The 18,952-nt window shown below is 66.5% G+C and carries 15 protein-coding genes and 2 pseudogenes; 6 read left to right on the forward strand and 11 right to left on the reverse strand.

The features are described from left to right. Window positions 1–24 precede the first annotated feature (24 nt). The 4 genes and pseudogenes from C5O27_RS02715 to C5O27_RS02730 form a co-directional block, all read left to right on the forward strand. A complete protein-coding gene (locus tag C5O27_RS02715; RefSeq protein WP_127961852.1) occupies window positions 25–1,404 on the forward strand; it encodes a hypothetical protein in 1,380 nt (459 codons plus the stop codon). A 507-nt stretch (window positions 1,405–1,911) separates the two neighbouring features. Further along, window positions 1,912–3,164, forward strand: a pseudogene (locus C5O27_RS02720) (IS256 family transposase). 603 nt (window positions 3,165–3,767) lie between these two features. Continuing rightward, window positions 3,768–5,078 carry an ISL3 family transposase gene (locus C5O27_RS02725; RefSeq protein WP_127961853.1) on the forward strand — a complete coding sequence of 437 codons (1,311 nt, stop codon included), beginning with the start codon at window positions 3,768–3,770 and terminating at the stop codon, window positions 5,076–5,078. Window positions 5,079–5,082: 4 nt separating this feature from the next. Next, window positions 5,083–5,220, forward strand: a pseudogene (locus C5O27_RS02730) (acyl-CoA dehydrogenase family protein); the annotation flags it as partial. On the opposite strand, the gene C5O27_RS02735 reads toward C5O27_RS02730, so the two are convergent. The 3 genes from C5O27_RS02735 to C5O27_RS02745 form a co-directional block, all read right to left on the reverse strand. After that, window positions 5,217–6,623 carry a dipeptidase gene (locus C5O27_RS02735; protein WP_127961854.1) on the reverse strand — a complete coding sequence of 469 codons (1,407 nt, stop codon included), beginning with the start codon at window positions 6,621–6,623 and terminating at the stop codon, window positions 5,217–5,219. The pseudogene C5O27_RS02730 and the gene C5O27_RS02735 sit on opposite strands and share 4 nt — an antisense overlap. 69 nt (window positions 6,624–6,692) lie before the next feature. Next, window positions 6,693–8,051, reverse strand: a complete 1,359-nt coding sequence (locus C5O27_RS02740) for a DUF2252 domain-containing protein (RefSeq protein ID WP_006359007.1) — start codon at window positions 8,049–8,051, stop codon at window positions 6,693–6,695. Between the two features lie 65 nt (window positions 8,052–8,116). Further along, window positions 8,117–9,568, reverse strand: coding sequence for a hypothetical protein (locus C5O27_RS02745; RefSeq protein WP_127961855.1), 1,452 nt, complete (start codon window positions 9,566–9,568; stop codon window positions 8,117–8,119). 208 nt (window positions 9,569–9,776) lie between these two features. Between C5O27_RS02745 and C5O27_RS02750 the strand changes: the two genes are divergently transcribed. Continuing rightward, window positions 9,777–10,304, forward strand: coding sequence for a hypothetical protein (locus tag C5O27_RS02750; RefSeq protein WP_127961856.1), 528 nt, complete (start codon window positions 9,777–9,779; stop codon window positions 10,302–10,304). A 102-nt stretch (window positions 10,305–10,406) separates the two neighbouring features. Here C5O27_RS02750 and C5O27_RS02755 read toward each other — a convergent pair whose 3' ends face one another. The 6 genes from C5O27_RS02755 to C5O27_RS02780 form a co-directional block, all read right to left on the reverse strand. Beyond that, a complete protein-coding gene (locus C5O27_RS02755; RefSeq protein WP_006359004.1) occupies window positions 10,407–10,880 on the reverse strand; it encodes a Dps family protein in 474 nt (157 codons plus the stop codon). Window positions 10,881–10,994: 114 nt separating this feature from the next. Further along, window positions 10,995–11,426, reverse strand: coding sequence for an organic hydroperoxide resistance protein (locus tag C5O27_RS02760; protein WP_006359003.1), 432 nt, complete (start codon window positions 11,424–11,426; stop codon window positions 10,995–10,997). A gap of 159 nt (window positions 11,427–11,585) precedes the next feature. After that, a complete protein-coding gene (locus C5O27_RS02765) occupies window positions 11,586–12,260 on the reverse strand; it encodes a hypothetical protein (protein WP_042378170.1) in 675 nt (224 codons plus the stop codon). Window positions 12,261–12,386: 126 nt separating this feature from the next. Continuing rightward, window positions 12,387–13,676: a lipase family protein gene (locus C5O27_RS02770; RefSeq protein WP_127961857.1), complete on the reverse strand. Its 1,290-nt coding sequence runs from the start codon at window positions 13,674–13,676 to the stop codon at window positions 12,387–12,389. A gap of 192 nt (window positions 13,677–13,868) precedes the next feature. Further along, the gene (locus C5O27_RS02775) at window positions 13,869–15,263 is read right to left on the reverse strand and encodes a GntP family permease (protein ID WP_035754699.1); all 1,395 of its coding nucleotides are present in this window, start codon (window positions 15,261–15,263) and stop codon (window positions 13,869–13,871) included. 2 nt (window positions 15,264–15,265) lie between these two features. Next, window positions 15,266–15,769, reverse strand: a complete 504-nt coding sequence (locus C5O27_RS02780; RefSeq protein WP_035754697.1) for a gluconokinase — start codon at window positions 15,767–15,769, stop codon at window positions 15,266–15,268. Between the two features lie 125 nt (window positions 15,770–15,894). On the opposite strand from C5O27_RS02780, the gene C5O27_RS02785 reads away from it, so the two are divergent. Beyond that, window positions 15,895–16,629, forward strand: coding sequence for a FadR/GntR family transcriptional regulator (locus C5O27_RS02785; RefSeq protein ID WP_127961858.1), 735 nt, complete (start codon window positions 15,895–15,897; stop codon window positions 16,627–16,629). Here C5O27_RS02785 and C5O27_RS02790 read toward each other — a convergent pair. Further along, on the reverse strand, window positions 16,626–17,651 hold the full coding sequence (locus C5O27_RS02790) for an aspartate-semialdehyde dehydrogenase (RefSeq protein ID WP_006358996.1): 1,026 nt from the start codon (window positions 17,649–17,651) through the stop codon (window positions 16,626–16,628). The two genes, C5O27_RS02785 and C5O27_RS02790, sit on opposite strands and share 4 nt — an antisense overlap. 2 nt (window positions 17,652–17,653) lie before the next feature. Beyond that, on the reverse strand, window positions 17,654–18,919 hold the full coding sequence (locus C5O27_RS02795; RefSeq protein WP_127961859.1) for an aspartate kinase: 1,266 nt from the start codon (window positions 18,917–18,919) through the stop codon (window positions 17,654–17,656). Window positions 18,920–18,952: the final 33 nt, after the last annotated feature.

Consider the following 18,952-nt stretch of genomic DNA (forward strand, 5'->3'; position numbering starts at 1 on the left):
CCCGCAGATTCGAGGGAGCGATCGATGAGTGAAGGCTACTACGACGACACAGCCTATTTCGACGCGTCGTATTACTACGAGGACACCTCGACCTACGCCGAACCGACGTACTACGAGGACACCTCGACCTACGCCGAACCGACGTACTACGAGGACACCTCGACCTACGCCGAACCGACGTACTACGAGGACACCTCGACCTACGCCGAACCGACGTACTACGAGGACACCTCGACCTACGCCGAGCCGACGTACTACGAGGACACCTCGACCTACGCGGAGCCGACTTACACCGAACCGGTCTACGACGTGACCTCGACCTACACCGAACCGGCCACGTCCGAAACTGTCGCCGAGTCATACGTCGACCCGACCTATTCGGAAGCCGTGGACTACGAAACCACCTACGCCGAGACGACCTATGAAGAAACTGCGACGTCTGGAGTCGACACATCAATCTCCGTAACGGCGTCAAACACCTATGTGTACGACACCAATGCTGACGGAGTCGACGACGCGCAGTTGATCGATTCCGATGGAAATGGAGTTGCGAACGGGGTCGGCTACGACACCGACGGCGACGGATTTGTCGACTACGCGATCGTCGACAACGACGGTGACGGGTGGTCCGATGGTGAGGGCTACATCGACAGTGAGGGTTATGTTCCGGGGGTGGCGGTCAGCGAGACCGCTGACCCGACGTGGTCGGACTACTCCACTGATGGCTATTCCGACGTCGGAGTCGCTTCAGCGGCCGCAGCCGGGATCTATGCCGCGCCAGGCACCAACGCGGGAGCTGCCGGCGGCGTCGACACGACGGGAGACGGGATCGCCGACGCTTACGGGCACGACTTGAACGGCGACGGCGTGGCGGACACCGTCACGCTGGATTCCAACCAGGATGGCGTTCAGGACGGGATGGCCACCGACATCAATGGTGATGGGCAGTTGGATGTGTTCGCCTTCGACCACGATCAAGACGGTGTCGACGAAACGGTCGGTGTGCTCGGGCAGGGCTACGGCACAGACACTGATGGTGATGGTCAGCTCGACAGCTGGGTGGGCCCCACGGGTGGAACACAGACGCCGGCGGGCTCGACCGGAACCTTCGCGCCATATGTTGCGGCGCCCGGTGACCCCACCACGGGAACCTTCACCCCGTATGCCACACCCGCCGGAGACGGCGCGACCGGAACGTTCACCCCGTTGCCTGGAGCCGACCTGAGCGATGTCGGCCAGACCCCCACGGGTATCTCCGGGATTTCGGGTGTTTCCGGTCCGGTTCCGGACTTCAACTCGATCGTGGCCAAGCAGTGGAGCGATTCGGTGTTGGATGTCAACAGCGACCTTGACGATGTCCCGAACACATACGATTCGAGCCCGCATGACAGCGGCAGTCGCTGAATCACCTGTGTGCGACTTGAGGACGAGGCAGTACTGACGTGGTTTCCCCGAACAGGCGACGCCGCAGCGTGGCGAAGGAGCAGGACGGGAACGACTATTCCGGCGCGTTCGTCGTGGTTCCCCCGAACCGTAGAGGCATCGATAGTGATGAGCACGATGCCAGAGAAGCGCAAGAAGTACGACCGGGAGTTCCGGGATGGGGCGGTCCGGATCGTCGAAGAGACAGGTGAGCCGATCGCCAGGTCGCCCGAGATCTGGAGATCAACGAGGGCACGCTGGGTAACTGGGTCAACCCGGCTCGGTCATTTCGGTGACGTTGGCCCCGACATCTCCGGGGACAGTGGGCCAGTAGTCCCTGATTCCTCGACTTCGATAAGTAGTGCCCCATAGAGTGGTGTAACTCGGTGGCCGAGATCGTGTCTGACGCTGTGTTGTTGACCGATGCAAAGCGGCCACCGCGTGATCCTTCGAGTCAACCTTCCACAGAATCCTCGAGGAGTCATCGCGATGACCGCACCCCATATTGTCGACCCTGCCGGCCTTCTTGGCCAAGCCCTCGCAGACGCGTCACCGGATCTGATGCGCGAACTGCTACAGACTATGATCAACGCCCTGCTCTCGGCGGATGCCGACGCCGTGTGCGGTGCCGAATGGAACGCACGATCTGCCGAACGCACCAACCGCCGCAACGGCTACCGTCACCGCCCCCTCGACACCCGGTCGGCACCGTCGAAGTCGCCATTCCGAAGCTACGCTCGGGCAGCTACTTTCCCGAGTGGCTCCTCGAACGTCGCAAGCGGGCCGAGTCAGCGCTGATCACCGTCGTGGCCGACTGCTACCTGGCCGGTGTATCGACCCGCCGGATGGACAAACTGGTCAAGACACTCGGCATCGACTCACTGTCGAAGTCACAGGTCTCACGCATGGCCACCGACCTCGACGAACAGGTCACAGCATTCCGCCATCGTCGCCTCGACGAGGTCGGGCCGTTCACCTTCGTCACCGCAGATGCCCTGACGATCAAAGTCCGCGAGAACAAGCAGGTCGTCAAAGCCGTTGTCCTGCTGGCCACCGGTGTCAACGGCGATGGCCACCGCGAGGTGTTGGGCATGCAAGTAGCGACCAGCGAAACCAAAGCCTCCTGGAACACCTTCTTCGCCGATCTGGTCGCCCGCGGGCTGGGCGGGGTGCGTCTGGTGACCTCTGATGCCCATGCCGGACTGGTCGAGGCGATCGCGGCGAACCTGCCCGGCGCCGTGTGGCAACGGTGCCGTACCCACTACGCGGCCAACCTGATGGCGGTGTGCCCCAAGTCCATGTGGCCGGCGGTCAAAGCGATGCTGCACAGCGTGTATGACCAGCCCACCGCCACCGCGGTGCACGAGCAGTTCGACCGACTCCTGGAATACACCGAAGGCAGACTCCCCAAGGTTGCTGACCATCTCGGTGACGCTCGAGAGGACCTGTTGGCCTTCACAGGCTTCCCCGATGACGTGTGGCGCCAGATCTGGTCCAACAACCCCACCGAACGGCTCAACCGCGAGATCCGCCGCCGCACCGACGTTGTGGGCATCTTCCCCAACCGCGACGCCATCATCCGCCTCATCGGCGCCGTCCTGGCCGAACAGACCGACGAATGGGCCGAAGGCCGCCGCTACCTCGGACTCGAAGTCCTCAACCGATGCCGACTGACCCTGACCACCGACACCACCACAACAACGGAGACCATCACCGACCCACTGATCGAGTTGCCCGCCTAGAAATCCAACGAAGGATCAGAAACGAGTTACACCACTACTCGGGGCTTGACCCTTCGATATCGCCCGCCGGGTTGTTCGGAGGTGTGATCTCACCGTTGAGGTCCCCGGTGGGCTCAGCTCCCGAGCCATCGGCGGGTTCGGCCTGGTCGTCCCTATTGCCACTCTCGGCACCGCTGTTTGGAGTGCCGGGTTCGCCTTCAGTGGCCGTCGGGTATGAGCTCGCTGGCATGTCGCCGTTGGATCTGGGATCTGACGAGGAAACGTCGTCTGTGGAATGCGCCCCCCACGCCCGAGTCAGTGTCGTTTTCCGATGAGGACGCACTCGAGTCTGAGTCGGAACCGCCCTCATCGGCGGCTGCTGTCGCGACCGGTCCTACTAAAAACAGCGCGGCGACTGTTCCCGCCGACGCAACGACACGGCGGGTCAGAAAGGCCCGTTTGATAGCTCTTCCGGAACGACGGTGCGCAGAACGGGTTCTCGTGACCACTAGATGTAGGTGATCAAGGTCGCGGGGTGATGGGCGGTGTCGCTGGAGGTGTAGGCGGGTCCTGCGGTGTGAGGATGAAAGTTCTCACACCATCAGCCCGACACCGACAGGACCCATGTTGCAGCGTAGCGCGATTGCCGACACCATTTGCCGCACCATCGAGCTCGGGGTGACGATCACCGACGCCGCCCTCGACGGCGAGGACCGCACCCACGTGTTCTGCGAGGTCCTGGAACCGACGAACACCTGTCCCGGATGCGGGCGGCCGGGACGACTGCGTGACCACATCGATCGTGAGGTTGCTGATCTGCCGATCGCGGGGCACCCGACCCGGCTTCATATCGCAGTGCCGCGCTATCTGTGCGACAACCCGGACTGTCCCACCACGATCTTTCGTGCCGACATCTCGACGATCGTGGCGCCGCGGGCACAGGTCACCCGGCGCACCACGACCTGGATTCTTCGGGCGATGATCGTCGACAAGATGTCGGTGACAGCGGTCGCCGCTGCGATCGGGATGAGTTGGAACACCGTGAACACCCTTGCGCTGGACGCAGCCCGCTCGTTGGCGTCCGCACCGGCCCGCCTGGACGGTGTGCGAGTCCTTGGGGTGGATGAGCACAAGTGGAAACACGTTCGCGGCAGGGGTGATTCGAGTTTCGTGACCGTGCTCGTCGACCTGACACCGATCGTGGACGGTACCGGCCCGGCACGTTTGTTGGACATGGTCGCCGGCCGTTCCAAGGCGGCGTTGAAGGATTGGCTGACTGCACGCGATCCTGCGTTTCGTGACCGAATCAAGGCGGTGACGATGGACGGCTTCTCCGGGTATCGCACCGCGACCGCTGAAACCCTGGACAAGGCGCGTGCGGTGATGGATCCGTTTCATGTGCTGCACTTGGCCGCAGACAAGCTCACCGTGTGTCGTAAACGCGTACAACAGGATACGTGCGGACACCGCGGCCGCAGCGGGGACCCGCTCTACGGCATCCGCCGCCCCCTGCTCACCCGAATCGGCTTGTTGACCGACAAGCAGAAGACCCGCATCACCAACGGCCTCGAAGCGCGTGAGGAACACCTGGCGGTCGCGGTCACCTACGCCGTCTATCAAGACCTGATCGACGCCTACGACCAGCCGCACAAGCGAGACGGGAAGATCGCGATGTACAAGCTGCTCAAACGCATCCACACCGGCGTGCCGAAAGAACTCGCCGAACTCGCCCAACTCGGCCGCTCGCTGTGGGCTCGACGGACCGAGATCCTGGCCTACTTCGACACCGGCGCCTCCAACGGGCCCGTCGAAGCGATCAACGGCCGCCTGGAACACCTACGCGGGATCGCGCTCGGCTTCCGCAACCTCAACCACTACATCTTGCGGTCACTCATCCACTCCGGCGGCCTGGCAGAACGCTTGCACGCACTCTGAATCAGGAAGAGCCGCATTGCTCCGCGGCAGCGACGCCGAGCGTCTGTTCCGTGAGGCGTCGTTCGTCCTCGTCGCGGCGAGCCGACCCGAGTTGAAGGACCTCCTGGTCCGGAGGTTCGCCGGCGAACCCGACTCCCGCTAGACCTCGCCCGCGGTGGTGGCGGCCGATCTCGGGGCCTCCGATTTCGGCGCCTCCGCCGCGCGGGACGCGTAATCACGCAGGAAGAGAGCCTCGGCGAGCGCGATCCGCTCGATCTCCGTCGGGTCGACGCTCTCGTTCGGCGCATGGATCAGACACTGCGGTTCCTCGACACCGAACAGCATGATCTCGGCGTCCGGGAAGGTGCTCTGCAGGACGTTGCACAGGGGGATCGACCCGCCCTGCCCCTGGATCAGCACCTCGCTGCCGTAGGCGGTCGCCAGCGCGTCGGTGAGCGCCTCGTAGGCCGGGCCGGAGGTCGAGCCGACGAACGGCGAACCCACCGCCTCGCGTTCGAAGGACACCCGCGCATTCCACGGGGTGACCGCCTTGAGGTGTTCGATGAGCGCGTCCTGGGCGTAGGTCGGGTCCATTCCCGGGGGCACGCGGAGGTTGATGCGCGCCCGTGCCCGCGGCTGGACGGCCGCGGAGGACCCGACCACCGGTGGGCAGTCGATACCGAGCACCGTCGCCGCCGGCCGCGCCCACACCATGTCCGACACCGACCCGGACCCCACGAGTTCGACGCCGTCGAGAACCGTTGCATCCGAACGGAACTGCTCGGGTGGATAGGACACGCCGGGCCACTCGGCGTCGGCTTCGAGGCCGGTGATCGTGGTGTTGCCGTGCTCGTCGCGCAGGGTGGCGAGCATCGAGATGAGGGCGGCGAGCGCATCGGGTGCGGCTCCGCCGAACATCCCGGAATGCATTGCCGATTCCAGGGTTTCGACCGACACGTCGATGTTGGCGATGCCGCGCAGCGTCGTGGTGAGGCTCGGTCTGCCGACGGCGAAGTTGCCGGAGTCGGCGATCAGGATGGCGTCGGCGCGCAACAGGTCGGGGTTCTCGACCGCGAAGTGCTCGAGTCCGCCGGTCCCCTGTTCCTCGGACCCCTCGCCGATGATCTTCACGGTGACGCCGAGGTCGCCGGCGAGCGCACGCAACGCGGTGAGGTGTACGGCGATGTTGCCCTTGCAGTCGGCGGCTCCGCGTCCGAACCAGCGACCGTCGCGCTCGGTCAGCTCCCAAACCGGGGAATCCCATTCGTCGTCACCCAGCGGAGGTTGCACGTCGTGGTGGAAGTACAGCAGGACCGTCGGCGCGCCTTCGGGGCCCGGGATCTGTCCGGTGACCGCCTTGGAACCATCACTGGTCACATGCGCGGCGACATCGTCGACGCCCAGCTCACGGAAGGCCGTCAGCAGCCAGTCGACCATCCCGTCGCATTCCTCCGGCGGGAACTGCTGCGGGTCGTGGACCGACCGGAACCGCACCATCTCCGCCAGATCCGACTTCGCGCGAGCCATCAACTCCCGCACCCGATCCCGCAATGTCGCGTCGTCCATGCACACGTCTCCCTGTCGGCTCTCACTGTCGGTTCGCCCTGCGGTCTGTGTACCACAGCCGGGCACGCGTCAGCTCTTTCCCTCCGCGGCGAGGTCGTGCACACTCAGCTCGCCACGGTTGATCGCCGCCGTCATCTGGACGTGGTCGGCGTCGTTGAGATCAGCGTAGGAGATCGAGAACTCCGCCATCGCGTCGGCGAAACCCGCTGTCTCGGACAGATACCGCGCGATGTCGAACCGCGTCGACGTGCGGGCGTGCGCCTGACCGAGTGCCATCCCGCACAGGCGCGCATAGAGTTTCATCGCATCGGGTCCGAGCGCTTCGACGACGACCGACCCCTTGCCGTCGCGGAGCTGGCGCACGTAGAAGTCACGGCGATCGCCGTTCTCGTCGAGTCCCGTCGACCAGCCGAGGAAGAGATCACTGGCTGCCTGCAGGAGCCGCTGGCCCTCGACGACGCGCTGTCCCTGGTTGTCGAAACCCGATGACGGCACATGATCGGCAAGGACCGACCGCTGTGCCTCCTTGACCTGCAGGAAGAGCGGGTCCTCCAAATTTCTGCCCATCATCAGCACGATCCACGCGCGGGTTCCGACACTGCCCACACCGACGACCTTGAACGCAATGTCGACGAGCGAGAACTGGGCAAGCAGGGTCTGCACATGCAACGGCAGTGTCGCCCGGTAACTGTCGACGCGCTCACGGACCCGTTCCTCGACCACGGCGGCGTCCTCGTCGGTGAAGCGTTCCGTCAGGGGGACCAACAAGGGCGGTTCACTGCGGATGTGCGCGTTGCCATCCGGGTCGATCTCGCAGAGTTTGGCCAGGGCCTGCGCGCTGTTGCGGTGCCGGGCCTTGCGCAATGCCTTCTGCGTCCGCTCGGTCATCGAGGTGTCCAGGCGATCGCCCAGATCCGCGAACATGGACTCGACATCGATTCCGGCGTACCAGCACTCGAGGGTCGTCATCGAGACGCTCCGTCTGATGGTCCGGCGGTACGCCTTCGCCACCGTCTTGGCGATCTTGCGGTTGGTCGTGTCGTCGAACCCGTTGTCACGTCCCGCGATCGCGAAACTCGCGGCCAGTCGTTTCACGTCCCATTCGAAGGGACCGATGTGGGTCTCGTCGAAGTCGTTGAGGTCGAACACCATTCGACGCTCCGGACTGAAGAACAGGCCGAGGTTGCTGAGGTGGGCATCCCCGCACAGCTGGGTGATGATGCCGGTGTCGGGGGTCCGGGACAGGTCGTCGGCCATGACCGCGGCGGCGCCGCGATAGAAGGTGAACGGTGTCGCCGCCATCCGCGCGTGCCGGACGGGGATGAGTTCGGGCACGCGGTTGCGCGCCTGTGCGGCGAGGATCGTCAGCGGGTCGGCACGTTCGCCGCGCGTCGGACAGGCGGCCAGGTCGGCGGGGGTGGTGGTCACCGGGGCTCCTCCCTGTGGAGCGTGTCCCGGGCACCGGTCGGAGCCCGGAGGTGGGCCTCCCGGCGCTACTGGTACGAGACGAACCAGGGTGTCGGCGCGACCGCCATGGTCGTCGCCGGCGAGAACGTCGGCTTGTCCTCCGTGTAGAAATTCTTCCAGCCCATCCACACTCCCGCGGGGAGATCGTGTAGCAATCTGCGCCAGGTCTCCATCTTCACCGGCGGCGTCCCGTGCCCGTCGGCGTGCAGGACCACCTGCAGTTCGGGTCGATCGGTGACGATGTTCTTCCGCTGGGCGAGCATGCCGGCGTCGAACTGGTGGAGCACGAACAGCTTCTGCGGCAGTCCCCGATCGCGTACCAGCCCCGCGAGCCAATCCGACGTGCGGTTGACCTCGTCGGCCTCGACGGACCCGATCTGCGTGAGGTGCACCTGATCCGGCTTGAGACGCCACTCCGGGTCGAGCGCCAACCCGACGTGCGGCAGCGCCAGGAGGTCCGCATACCGCTGGGCTTGCGCCAGGAAGTCCATGCGTCCGGGCTGGAAGTCGAGGGTCACATAGACCCCGGCGCGGCCGGCGGCCTCGACCCAGGGCCGCAGCACTTCCGGGTCGATCATGTTCGTATACCGGGACCCCTCGCCCGGCTCCGACGACGCGACGGTCGCGATGATCTCGAACGCCGGGACCACCGGTTCGGCGCTGACCTGCTGATAGTCGGCGGCCAGTCGCCGGACGCGGTCGATCGACGCCTCGATGCCCTGCCGGCCGAGCGGACCCAACGCCGGCGCATCGGGCGAACCGTACAGCGCGACCATTCGACGGCCCGGGAACACGATCTGCCCACCGCCGGGGAGCTCCGGCGTCCGACGCGCCTGATCGACACGGGCCGCGAACGTCTCGTCGTCGCCGAAGCCGGGACCGACCGCGCGGATCGGGGTCGCCGACGACGCGCCGCTCACCGCAGCGACGGCGTGGGCACCTGCCCTGGGGTCGGGGACGGGCACCTCGACGACGCGCCCCGCAGAACGGGCGGTCAGCATCGCGTCCATCGGGATACCGCGGGCGACCATCACGATCGGCTCGTCCGCGCTCGGGCGCAGGTTGCCGCGCACGTCCTCGAGGTCGATGGACCTGCGGTTGTCGAGCCCGTCGATCTCGCCGACGCGGACCGCCCGCTGGACACCGAGCCGCCGCAACTCCTCATCGACGCTGTGCGCGGTCTCCGGGCGCACGGTGAGCACCGGGACGTGCTTTTCACCGGCGGCCGTTGCGACGCGCTGCCGGGTTTCGGGATCGTCGAGGGCACCCGGCCCGAGGAGGATCGCCTCGTCGGATCGGGAGTAGAACTCGCGGCTGACGAGGACCGAATCCGGTTCCGCGCCGGTCAGAACGGCGGCACCCGGCCGTGGGTCGGCGAACGCCAGGACCCGGTCGGTTTCGGCCTGCCCCGCCGATGCGCTGATGAAGAGCCCAACCATCACGCAGACGATCGACGCCCCGATCATCCGAATCGTCACCAGTGCATTCCTCCCGTCCTCGGCTCCGCTCGACCAGGGGTCGGACGGGTCTCGACCAGCGTTGGCGCAGACGGTCGCCCAACGTATCAGCGGCAGCACGTCCCTACGACCTCCGGCAAGCACCCGTACTCGGCCCACACCGTCGTGACCGGCACCGACCGGCGGGCATGTGACCTGGTTCACGAGCGGTGTCGGACCGCGTTGTAGCGTGTGTGCCGTGGACTATTGGGGTGTGATGGTCGGGTTGGGTCTTCTCGCGTCGGCGTTCGGTGCGGCTGCATTCGTGCGCTACCGCGAACGGGAGTCCGCAACCCTGCAACGACAGACAGCACTGGCGCGCGAGCTGCGCGAGCTCGCAGGCGATGACGAGGTCCGACTGGCAGCGGTGGACGAGTTCTCGCTCACCATCTATCAGCGTCTCTTCTACGCATCGGTGGTGGCGCCGTGGATTCGCTCGGCGGCCTGGGCCCTGCTGGGTGCAGTCCTCGCCGCCGCGGGAGCAGTCGCGGTCGGGCCGCTGGACGGCGTGTACGCCACCGTGGTCCACATCGTCACGATCGCGGCCTCGGCGATCTTCATCCTGGCCGCACTCGTCTTCACCGGCATCGCGCTGTACCACTCGACGTCGACCCCGCGTGTCTCCTTCCGCGATTCCTACGCCGACGACGACGCGGGCGTGTCCACGCCCGCTGCCGAGGTGGCCGACACGAAGACCGGCGAGCCGGCGGGCGACTGACGCCTTCGTCGAAGAGCCACCGAGACAGTCGAATACAACGGACCCCGCCGGTGGCGGGGTCCGTTGCTGTGAGAGGCCCCGATTGAGGGCTCATCCGGTTGGTCAGGCGGACTGCGCCTGCCACATCCAGTGCAGCTGTTCGAGTTTCGACGCGAACGAGATGAGCAGATCCTGCGTCACCGGGTCGGCTTCCTCGGTCACCTCGATGCGCTCGCGGAGACCGGCGATGACCGCCTTCAGGTTCGCCACGACGGCGTCGACGACCTCGGTGTCCTTGGTCCAGCCTTCGCCGAAGCCCTTGGTGTTGGCGGTCTTGGCCACGGTCTCGGCACGGCCGTCCGGACTGACGCCGATGGCGGTCGCGCGCTCGGCGGCGGCGTCGGTGAACTCACGGGCCACGGTGACGAGCTCGTCGAGGTCGAGATGCACCGACCGGAACTGCTTGCCGACGACGTTCCAGTGGGCCTGCTTGGCGATCAGGGTGAGGTCGATGAGGTCGACCAGGGTGTCCTGCAGGGCCTTACCGGCCACAGACTGCTGCTCGTCGGTGAGGGTGCTGGTGATGGGGGTGGTCATGATCAAGAGCGTCCTTTCTTGTCATATCTGGGGTGCTACCGCAGGGCTGTGTCGGACTGAGTTCTACGCCCCGTCGGATGGAAGAAACGACTGGTTCTGGTGGCGGGCGACGCGTCAGACGGTGACGGTGACCTTCTGCTCGATGTTGCCGCGGGTGGCCTTGGAGTACGGGCAGAACTCATGCGCCTTGTTCGCCAGCTCCTGTGCCTTCGCCTCGTCGACGCCGGGGATCGAGACATCGATCGCCACGGTCAGTCCGAAGCCACCGTCGGCGGGGTCTTTGCCGATGCCGACAGTCACGTTGACGGTGGAGTCGTCGGGCACCGGGCTTCCTGCCGCCTCAGACGTCGCTCGGAGTGCTCCGAGGAAGCACGCCGCGTAGCCGGCCGAGAAGAGCTCCTCCGGGTTGGAACCGTCGCCGCTGCCACCCATCTCCTTCGGCGGTTGGAGGTCGAGGTCGATCTGGCCCGAGGCCGAGACCACCTCACCGTCGCGTCCTCCGCCGGATGCCTTGGACGAAATGGTGTACACGGGTTCGATTGCCATCGGAGATCCTCCTGGGTTCAGGTGGGTGGATGTTCAGCTGCGTAGAACCAACGTTCTTTCCAACCGGCCTGTACCCGTATTCATTCCGACCAAACCGCCTGGTGGCGGGCGTTACAAACCGGCCGTGGAGTGTCGGCAGCGATACGACACTCCACGGTGTCAGCGACCGCGCAGCATGCGGGTCGGCTTCATCCGGGTCGACTCCGGCAGCCAGATGTTGACCGACCGGCGCGCGGTGAGCAGGGCGGCGATCACCAGCAGTACGAACTGCACCCAGCTGATGACGACCATCGTCGACGAGATGTCGGGATAGCGGAAGAGGAGGTCGACGCCCACCGGGATGCAGAGGAGGTGGACCACCACGGCAGCGAGGAAGAAGTTGCGGCAGTGGCGGCTGTGGTGGGTCACCGCGGCCACGAGGAGGAGGTACTCGATCACCAGCACCACAACGATCATGACCAGCATGAACGGCGGGAAGAATCCGGCGAGCGTCTCGACCTGGTCCTCCGGTGCGGAGTTGGCCGGGTCGGTCACGACCCCCTCGAGGAGGCGCTGCCGCAGGTCGTCGGTGATGGTGCTCAGGTTGAAGAAGCCGTATACCGCCAGGACCAGTCCGATGACCGCCGCACCCCACCAGACGACGCGGGCGTGGAGTGCCAGGGCCGCGGGCGGGCTGCCCGGGTCGGCCGGCCGCGGCGGGTAGAGCGCCGCCTGGTCGCGGTCGCGCGACGATCGTTCCAACTCGGCGAGATCTTCGGCGTCGAGTTCTGCCTGAGTCGGGATGCGTTCGGGGTCTCGATCGTGGGGGTCCCCCGGCCCGTGCGGATCGTTCATCCTTCGATCCTGCCATCCGGGCCACCGGTACGAACAGGGCCCGCCGGAGCGATGCCGGCGGACCCTGTCTGCGGTTCGGGTGGTCCTGCGTCGAGTGGATCCGCGTCGAGTGGTTCTGCGCTTCGACTACTTCCGGAACTCGCCGAGGACGAACTCCATGCCGGGCAGGAAGGTGCCGAGCATCGGGACCACGTGGTTGACGATCGACTTGGTCAGGATCGGCGGCGTCGGGTTCGTGACGAACCGGACGTCGGCGCCCTGGGCCCGCCAGTCCGCGGCGAGCTGCGCAACCTGGCCATACGGGATCACGTCGTCGTGGAGGCCACCTTCGAGGAAGACGGGAGCGTTCGGCTTCAGCCGACCGATGCGCTGTTCGCCGACGACCTTCTGCACCACCGGCGACCGTGCGATCACCGAGGAGAGCGTCTCGCCGGTGCGGGTCCAGTTCTTCGTCTGCTGGAAGCCGAAGGCGGGGATGATGTCGCCGATGCAGCTGGTCGAGATGTGCTTCAGCGCAGCCTTTCCGGAGGAGTTGGTCTCCCGCTGCACGACGTCGGCGACCAGCGGGTACCGCTGGGTGAGGCCGTTGATGGCGAAGCCGATGGCCCCGGCAATGGTGCTCCCGTCGATGGCCGGGATGACCTTCGCCAGGTCGGCTGGCGGCGCACCGGCGTAACTGGCACGGACGTTCAGTTCCGGTGCGTAGGTCGCGGCGAGTTCGGCCGCCGAAGCGGCCGCGCCACCGCCCTGCGAGTAGCCGGCGAATCCCACCGGCGCGTCGGCCGGGGCTCCCGACGCGCGCAACGCCGCCCGGGCGCCGTCGAGCATGGCGTGGCCGGTCTCCGAGCGGTTGACGTAGGTGTGGATTTCCGGGGTGCCCATGCCGATGTAGTCGGTGACGAACACCCGAACACCGTTGAGCAGCATGTAGAACATCTCCGGCGCGGTGTAGTTGACGCCGATGCTGGGCTTGGTGATGTCGATCGACATCGGCAGGCTCATCAGCTTCGACGCCGCGCACTGGTCACCCTGACCGATGGTGCCCGGGCCGACGACGACGGTCGGGCGCGGACCCTTCCCGGCCCACGGCGCGGTCGGCTCGACGACGGTGCCGGTGACCGCCGCGGGCTTTCCGTCCTGGTAGGTCGAGGTGTACATGACCTTGCGGGCCGTACCCGGCCACTGTCCGGGAGCACCCGGGATCTGCAGGAGCAGCGGGATCTGCTGACTCCGGATCACCGAGCCGGGCTCGGTGGCGAAGGATGCCGGCGGTGTGTAGAAATCGGCCGCAGTCGCGTCCGGCGCCGGACTCATCACGGCAGCCGCACAAGCAGCTGCCACCGCACCCGCAATCGTGGTCTTTCGCAGGCGTGACCTGCGGCGCCACCCCACGCTCATTCCCGACTTCAGCTTCATGGGCGAGTAACCTACCCCACAGTAAGTTGAGTCAGGTGACTGGGTCCTCATCCGCGCTGTGACCACCCGCGCCGTCACCGAAAACCGCCCCCGGGATCCGCCCTTCAGCGCGGGCTCGACGACACTATGTCGCCGGCGCGGCTACTGGGGGTCGATCCCAGGGGCGCTTTTCAGCGGGCGGCGTCAGCCCGGTCAGATCACCAGGCCGAGTGCCAACACGACGACGAGGCCGCTAACCGAGAGCAGGGTCTCCATCATCGACCAGGTCTTGAAGGTCTGGCCGACGGTCATGCCGAAGTACTCCTTGACCAGCCAGAAGCCGGCATCGTTGACGTGCGACAGGAAGACCGAGCCGGCACCGATCGCGAGGACGACCAGCGAGACCTCACCCGAGCTCAATCCGTCGACGAGTCCGAGCATCAGCGACGACGCGGTGATCGTCGCGACGGTCGCGGAGCCGGTGGCCAGGCGGATCAGCGCGGCGAGCACCCAGGCGAGGACGAGGATCGGGACGTTCGCGCCGGTGGCCCAGTCGGCCAGGAGCGTGCCGATTCCCGTGTCGACGAGGACTTGCTTGAAACCGCCGCCGGCGGAGACGATCAGCAGGATGCCGGCGATGGCGGGCAGCGCCGCACCGGTGCACTTCGAGATCGTCTCGCGGTCCATCCCCGAGCCGCGGCCGAGGGTGAACATCGCGACGACGACGGCGATGAGCAGGGCGATCAGCGGCGTACCGAGGATGTCGAGAACGCGACGCAGGAGCTGGTCCTCGTCGGAGATGAAGATCTCGGCGAGCGCCTTGCCCAGCATCAGGACGACCGGCAGCAGGACGCTGAACATGGTGACGGCGAAGGAGGGCCTCTTGGTGGTCGGACCGTCGTCGGGGTCGACGTCGAAGGTGTGTGGCGCCTCGACCGTCACCCACTTTCCGGCGACGGTGGCGAACAGCGGGCCCGAGACGATGATCGTCGGGATCGCCACGCCCACACCGAGTGCGAGGGTGAGGCCGAGGTCGGCGCCGAGGGCGTCGATCGCCACGAGCGGGCCCGGGTGCGGTGGCACGAAGCCGTGCATGGCCGAGAGGCCTGCCAGCGCGGGGATGCCGATCGGGATCAGCCCCAGGCCCGAGCGTCTGGCCACCAGATAGATCACCGGCATCAGGAGGACGAGGCCGATCTCGAAGAACATCGGCAGACCGATGATCGCGCCGACGAGCGCCATCGCCCACGGCAGCATCCGTGGGGAGGCATGGCCGACGATCGTGTCCACGATCTCGTCGGCGCCCCCGGAATCGGCGAGGAGTTTCGCGAACATCGCACCGAGAGCGATCAGGATGCCGACACCGGCTGCGGTCGAACCGAATCCGGTGGTGAACGAATCCAGCACCGTCGGGATCGACTCCCCCGCGACGATGCCGACCGTGGCACCGCCGCCGACCAGCGCGAGGAACGGGTGGACCTTGGCGACGGTGATCGCGATGACGATGACCGCGATACCGGTCAGCGCCGCGACGACGAGCTGCCAGCCCGGCGCGACCGGCTCGGGCAGATCCGCACTCGCGGCGAGGATCGTGGTGGTCGACGACATGTTCAGTTCTCCTCGCCGTCGGGGAGCGACGCGACGAGCTCGTCGACGATGGCGTCCACACTCTGGTCCACGTCGACGGTCAGGCCGCGCTCATCGGGGGTCAGGGGTTCGAGGGTCTCGAACTGGGATTTCAGCAGCGCCGTCGGCATGAAGTGCCCCGGCCGCGATGCCTGCCGGCGGGCGATGACCTCGACCGAGCCGACGAGGTGCGCGAACAGCACCGATGACTCGTGCCCGCGCAGACGGTCACGGTACTCGTGCTTGAGAGCGGAGCAGCTCATCACCCCGCCGTCACCGTGCTCGGCGAGCCAGGCGCCGATGGACTCCAGCCACGGACGGCGGTCGTCATCGTCGAGCGGCCGACCCGCCGACATCTTGGCAATGTTCTCCTCCGAGTGGAAGTCGTCGGCGTCGGCGAACGGAACGCGAAGACGCTGCGCCAACGCGGCTCCCACTGTCGACTTCCCCGACCCGGAAACACCCATCACGACCACCGGTGATCGCATGCCAAGTCCTCCACATCGCTGTGCTGCTGATCACGGAGACTGCCTCAATAGTCATACTTATGCAAGTCTCTTGAGCAATACGTACGCACATTCGCTCCTTGCGCCGCTAATGAGAAGATGAAAGCGTGAGTCAGAGCACAGGCCGGACCACGGAGCGCCACGACGAGACCCTTGCCGCCATCGGTAGGCGCATCGTCTCGGGGGCACAGCCGGCGGGCAGCGTGCTGACGCTCGACGCCATCTGCACCGAGCACGGGGTGTCGCGGACCGTGGCACGCGAGGTGATCAAGGTCCTCGAATCGATGGGACTCGTCGAGTCGCGGCGCCGGGTCGGCATCACCATCCAGCCGCGCACCAGGTGGAGCGTGTTCGACCCGCGACTGATCCGGTGGCGTCTCGACGGCGCGGACCGTGCGGAGTTTCTCGCGACCCTGTCGGAGCTACGACGCGGATTCGAGCCCGTGGCGGCCGCGCTGGCGGCGGAACGAGCGAACGAGCACCACTGCCGCATCCTCGCGGCCGCGGTGTCGGACATGTCCGTCCACGGACGGACCGGCGACCTCGAGTCGTACCTGCTGGCCGACAAGGTCTTTCACCGCACCCTGCTCGAGGCGAGCGGCAACGAGATGTTCCGGTCGCTGGCCGACGTCGTCGGCGAGGTGCTCGCCGGTCGAACCCATCACGGGATGATGCCGCCGACCCCGAACCCGGCCGCGATCGCACTGCACGACGACGTGGCGAGAGCGATACGCCTCCGCGACCCGAAGGCCGCGGAGGCGTCGATGCGAGAGATCATCACCGAGGCGGCGGCAGCCGTCTCCCCCTCGCTGCCTGAGGTGCGAGCCTCGAAGGCCGACTAGACCAGCAGCTCGGCGATCTGAATGGTGTTGAGAGCAGCGCCCTTTCGGAGGTTGTCACCCGAGACGAACAGCGCGAGGCCGCGACCGTCCGGGACACCCGGATCCTGGCGGATACGACCCACGAGCGAGTTGTCCTTGCCGGCCGCGGCGAGCGGCGTCGGCACGTCGGTGAGCTCGACTCCGGCTGCGGCACCGAGGATCTCCTGGGCACGAGCAACCGACAGCGGCTCGGCGAATTCCGCGTTGATCGACAGCGAGTGTCCGGTGAACACGGGCACACGCACGCAGGTTCCGCTGACGAGAAGCTCGGGGAGACCGAGGATCCTGCGCGACTCGTTGCGCAGCTTCTGATCCTCGTCGGTCTCGCCGGTGCCGTCGTCGACGAGCGAACCGGCAAGTGCCACAACGTTGAACGCAATGGGTGCGACGTACTTGTTCGGGGCCGGGAAGTCGACGGCCGAGCCGTCGTGGACCAGCTTCTCGGCGTCGCCGACGACGGCGCGCACCTGTCCGGCGAGTTCCTCGACGCCGGCCAGACCGCTACCGGAGACCGCCTGGTAGCTCGAGATGATCAGACGCTGCAGTCCGGCTTCGTCGTGCAGCGGCTTGAGCACCGGCATCGCTGCCATGGTGGTGCAGTTGGGGTTGGCGATGATGCCCTTGGGCGGGTTCTTCGCCAGCTCCCCGTTGACCTCCGAGACCACCAGCGGCACATCGGGATCCTTGCGCCACGCCGACGAGTTGTCGATCACGGTGACACCGGCGGCGGCGAACCGCGGCGCCTGCTCGCGGGACATCGTGGCGCCCGCGGAGAACAGGGCGATGTCGAGACCGGCGGGATCGGCGGTGGCCGCGTCCTCCACCACGATCTCCCCGTCACCCCACGGCAGCTTCTTGCCCGCCGACCGCGGCGATGCGAAGAAGCGCACCTCGTCGGCCGGGAAGTTGCGCTCTTCCAGGAGGGTTCGCATGACGGCACCGACCTGACCGGTCGCGCCGACGACTCCGATACGTACACCCATGATCAGCGACCCGTTCCTGCGTAGACGACGGCTTCTTCTTCGCCACCGAGATCGAAGGCGGCGTGCAGTGCGCGCACGGCGTCGTCGAGTTCGGTGTCGCGGCACAGCACCGAGATGCGGATCTCCGAGGTGGAGATCAGCTCGATGTTCACGCCGGCCTCACTCAAGGCCTCACAGAAGGTGGCGGTGACGCCCGGGTGCGACTTCATGCCGGCGCCGACGAGGGAGACCTTGCCGATGTGGTCGTCGTACAGCAGTTCGGTGAAGCCGATCTCCTCGCGCAGCTTGGTGAGCTTCTCGACACCAAGCGGGCCGAGCTCGCGCGGCAGGGTGAAGGTGATGTCGGTCTTGCCGGTGTCGACCTTCGAGATGTTCTGCAACACCATGTCGATGTTGATCTCGGCGTCGGCGACGGCACGGAACACCTTGGCGGCGAAGCCCGGCTTGTCGTCGAGACCCACGACGGTGATCTTGGCTTCGCTGCGATCGTGTGCGACGCCGGTGAGAATGGCTTCTTCCACGGGAATGTCCTCCATCGATCCGGTCACCACGGTGCCGGGTTTGGTCGAGTACGACGAGCGCACGTGAACGGGAACGTTGTACCGGCGGGCATATTCCACGCACCGCAGCATCAGGACCTTCGCGCCGCAGGCCGCGAGCTCGAGCATCTCCTCGAAGGAGACCTTGTCGAGGCGGCGGGCGTCGGGGACGATGCGCGGGTCGGCGGAGTACACGCCGTCGACGTCGGTGTAGATCTCGCAGACGTCGGCCTCGAGGGCCGCTGCCAGCGCGACGGCGGTGGTGTCGGAGCCTCCGCGGCCGAGGGTGGTGATGTCCTTGGTGTCCTGCGAGACACCCTGGAACCCGGCGACCAGCACGATCTTGCCCTCGTCGAGTGCGCTGCGAACGCGTCCCGGCGTGACGTCGATGATCTTGGCCTTGCCATGTGAGCTCGTCGTGATGACGCCGGCCTGTGAGCCGGTGAACGACTGAGCATGTGCACCAAGCGAACTGATGGCCATCGCCACCAGCGCGTTGGAGATGCGCTCACCCGAGGTCAGGAGCATGTCCATCTCGCGCGCCGGGGGCGCCGGGTTGACCTGCTGGGCGAGGTCGAGCAGTTCGTCCGTTGTGTCGCCCATCGCCGAGACGACGACGACAACGTCGTTGCCCTGTTTCTTCGTCTCGACGATGCGCTCGGCAACGCGACGGATGCGTTCGGCCGTTGCGACCGAGGATCCGCCGTACTTCTGCACCACGAGGGCCACGTCGAGTTACCTCCCGCCGGCTCGTGCGCCGGT

The sequence above is a fragment of the Gordonia alkanivorans genome, assembly GCF_004011905.1.
GTDB lineage: Bacteria > Actinomycetota > Actinomycetes > Mycobacteriales > Mycobacteriaceae > Gordonia > Gordonia alkanivorans.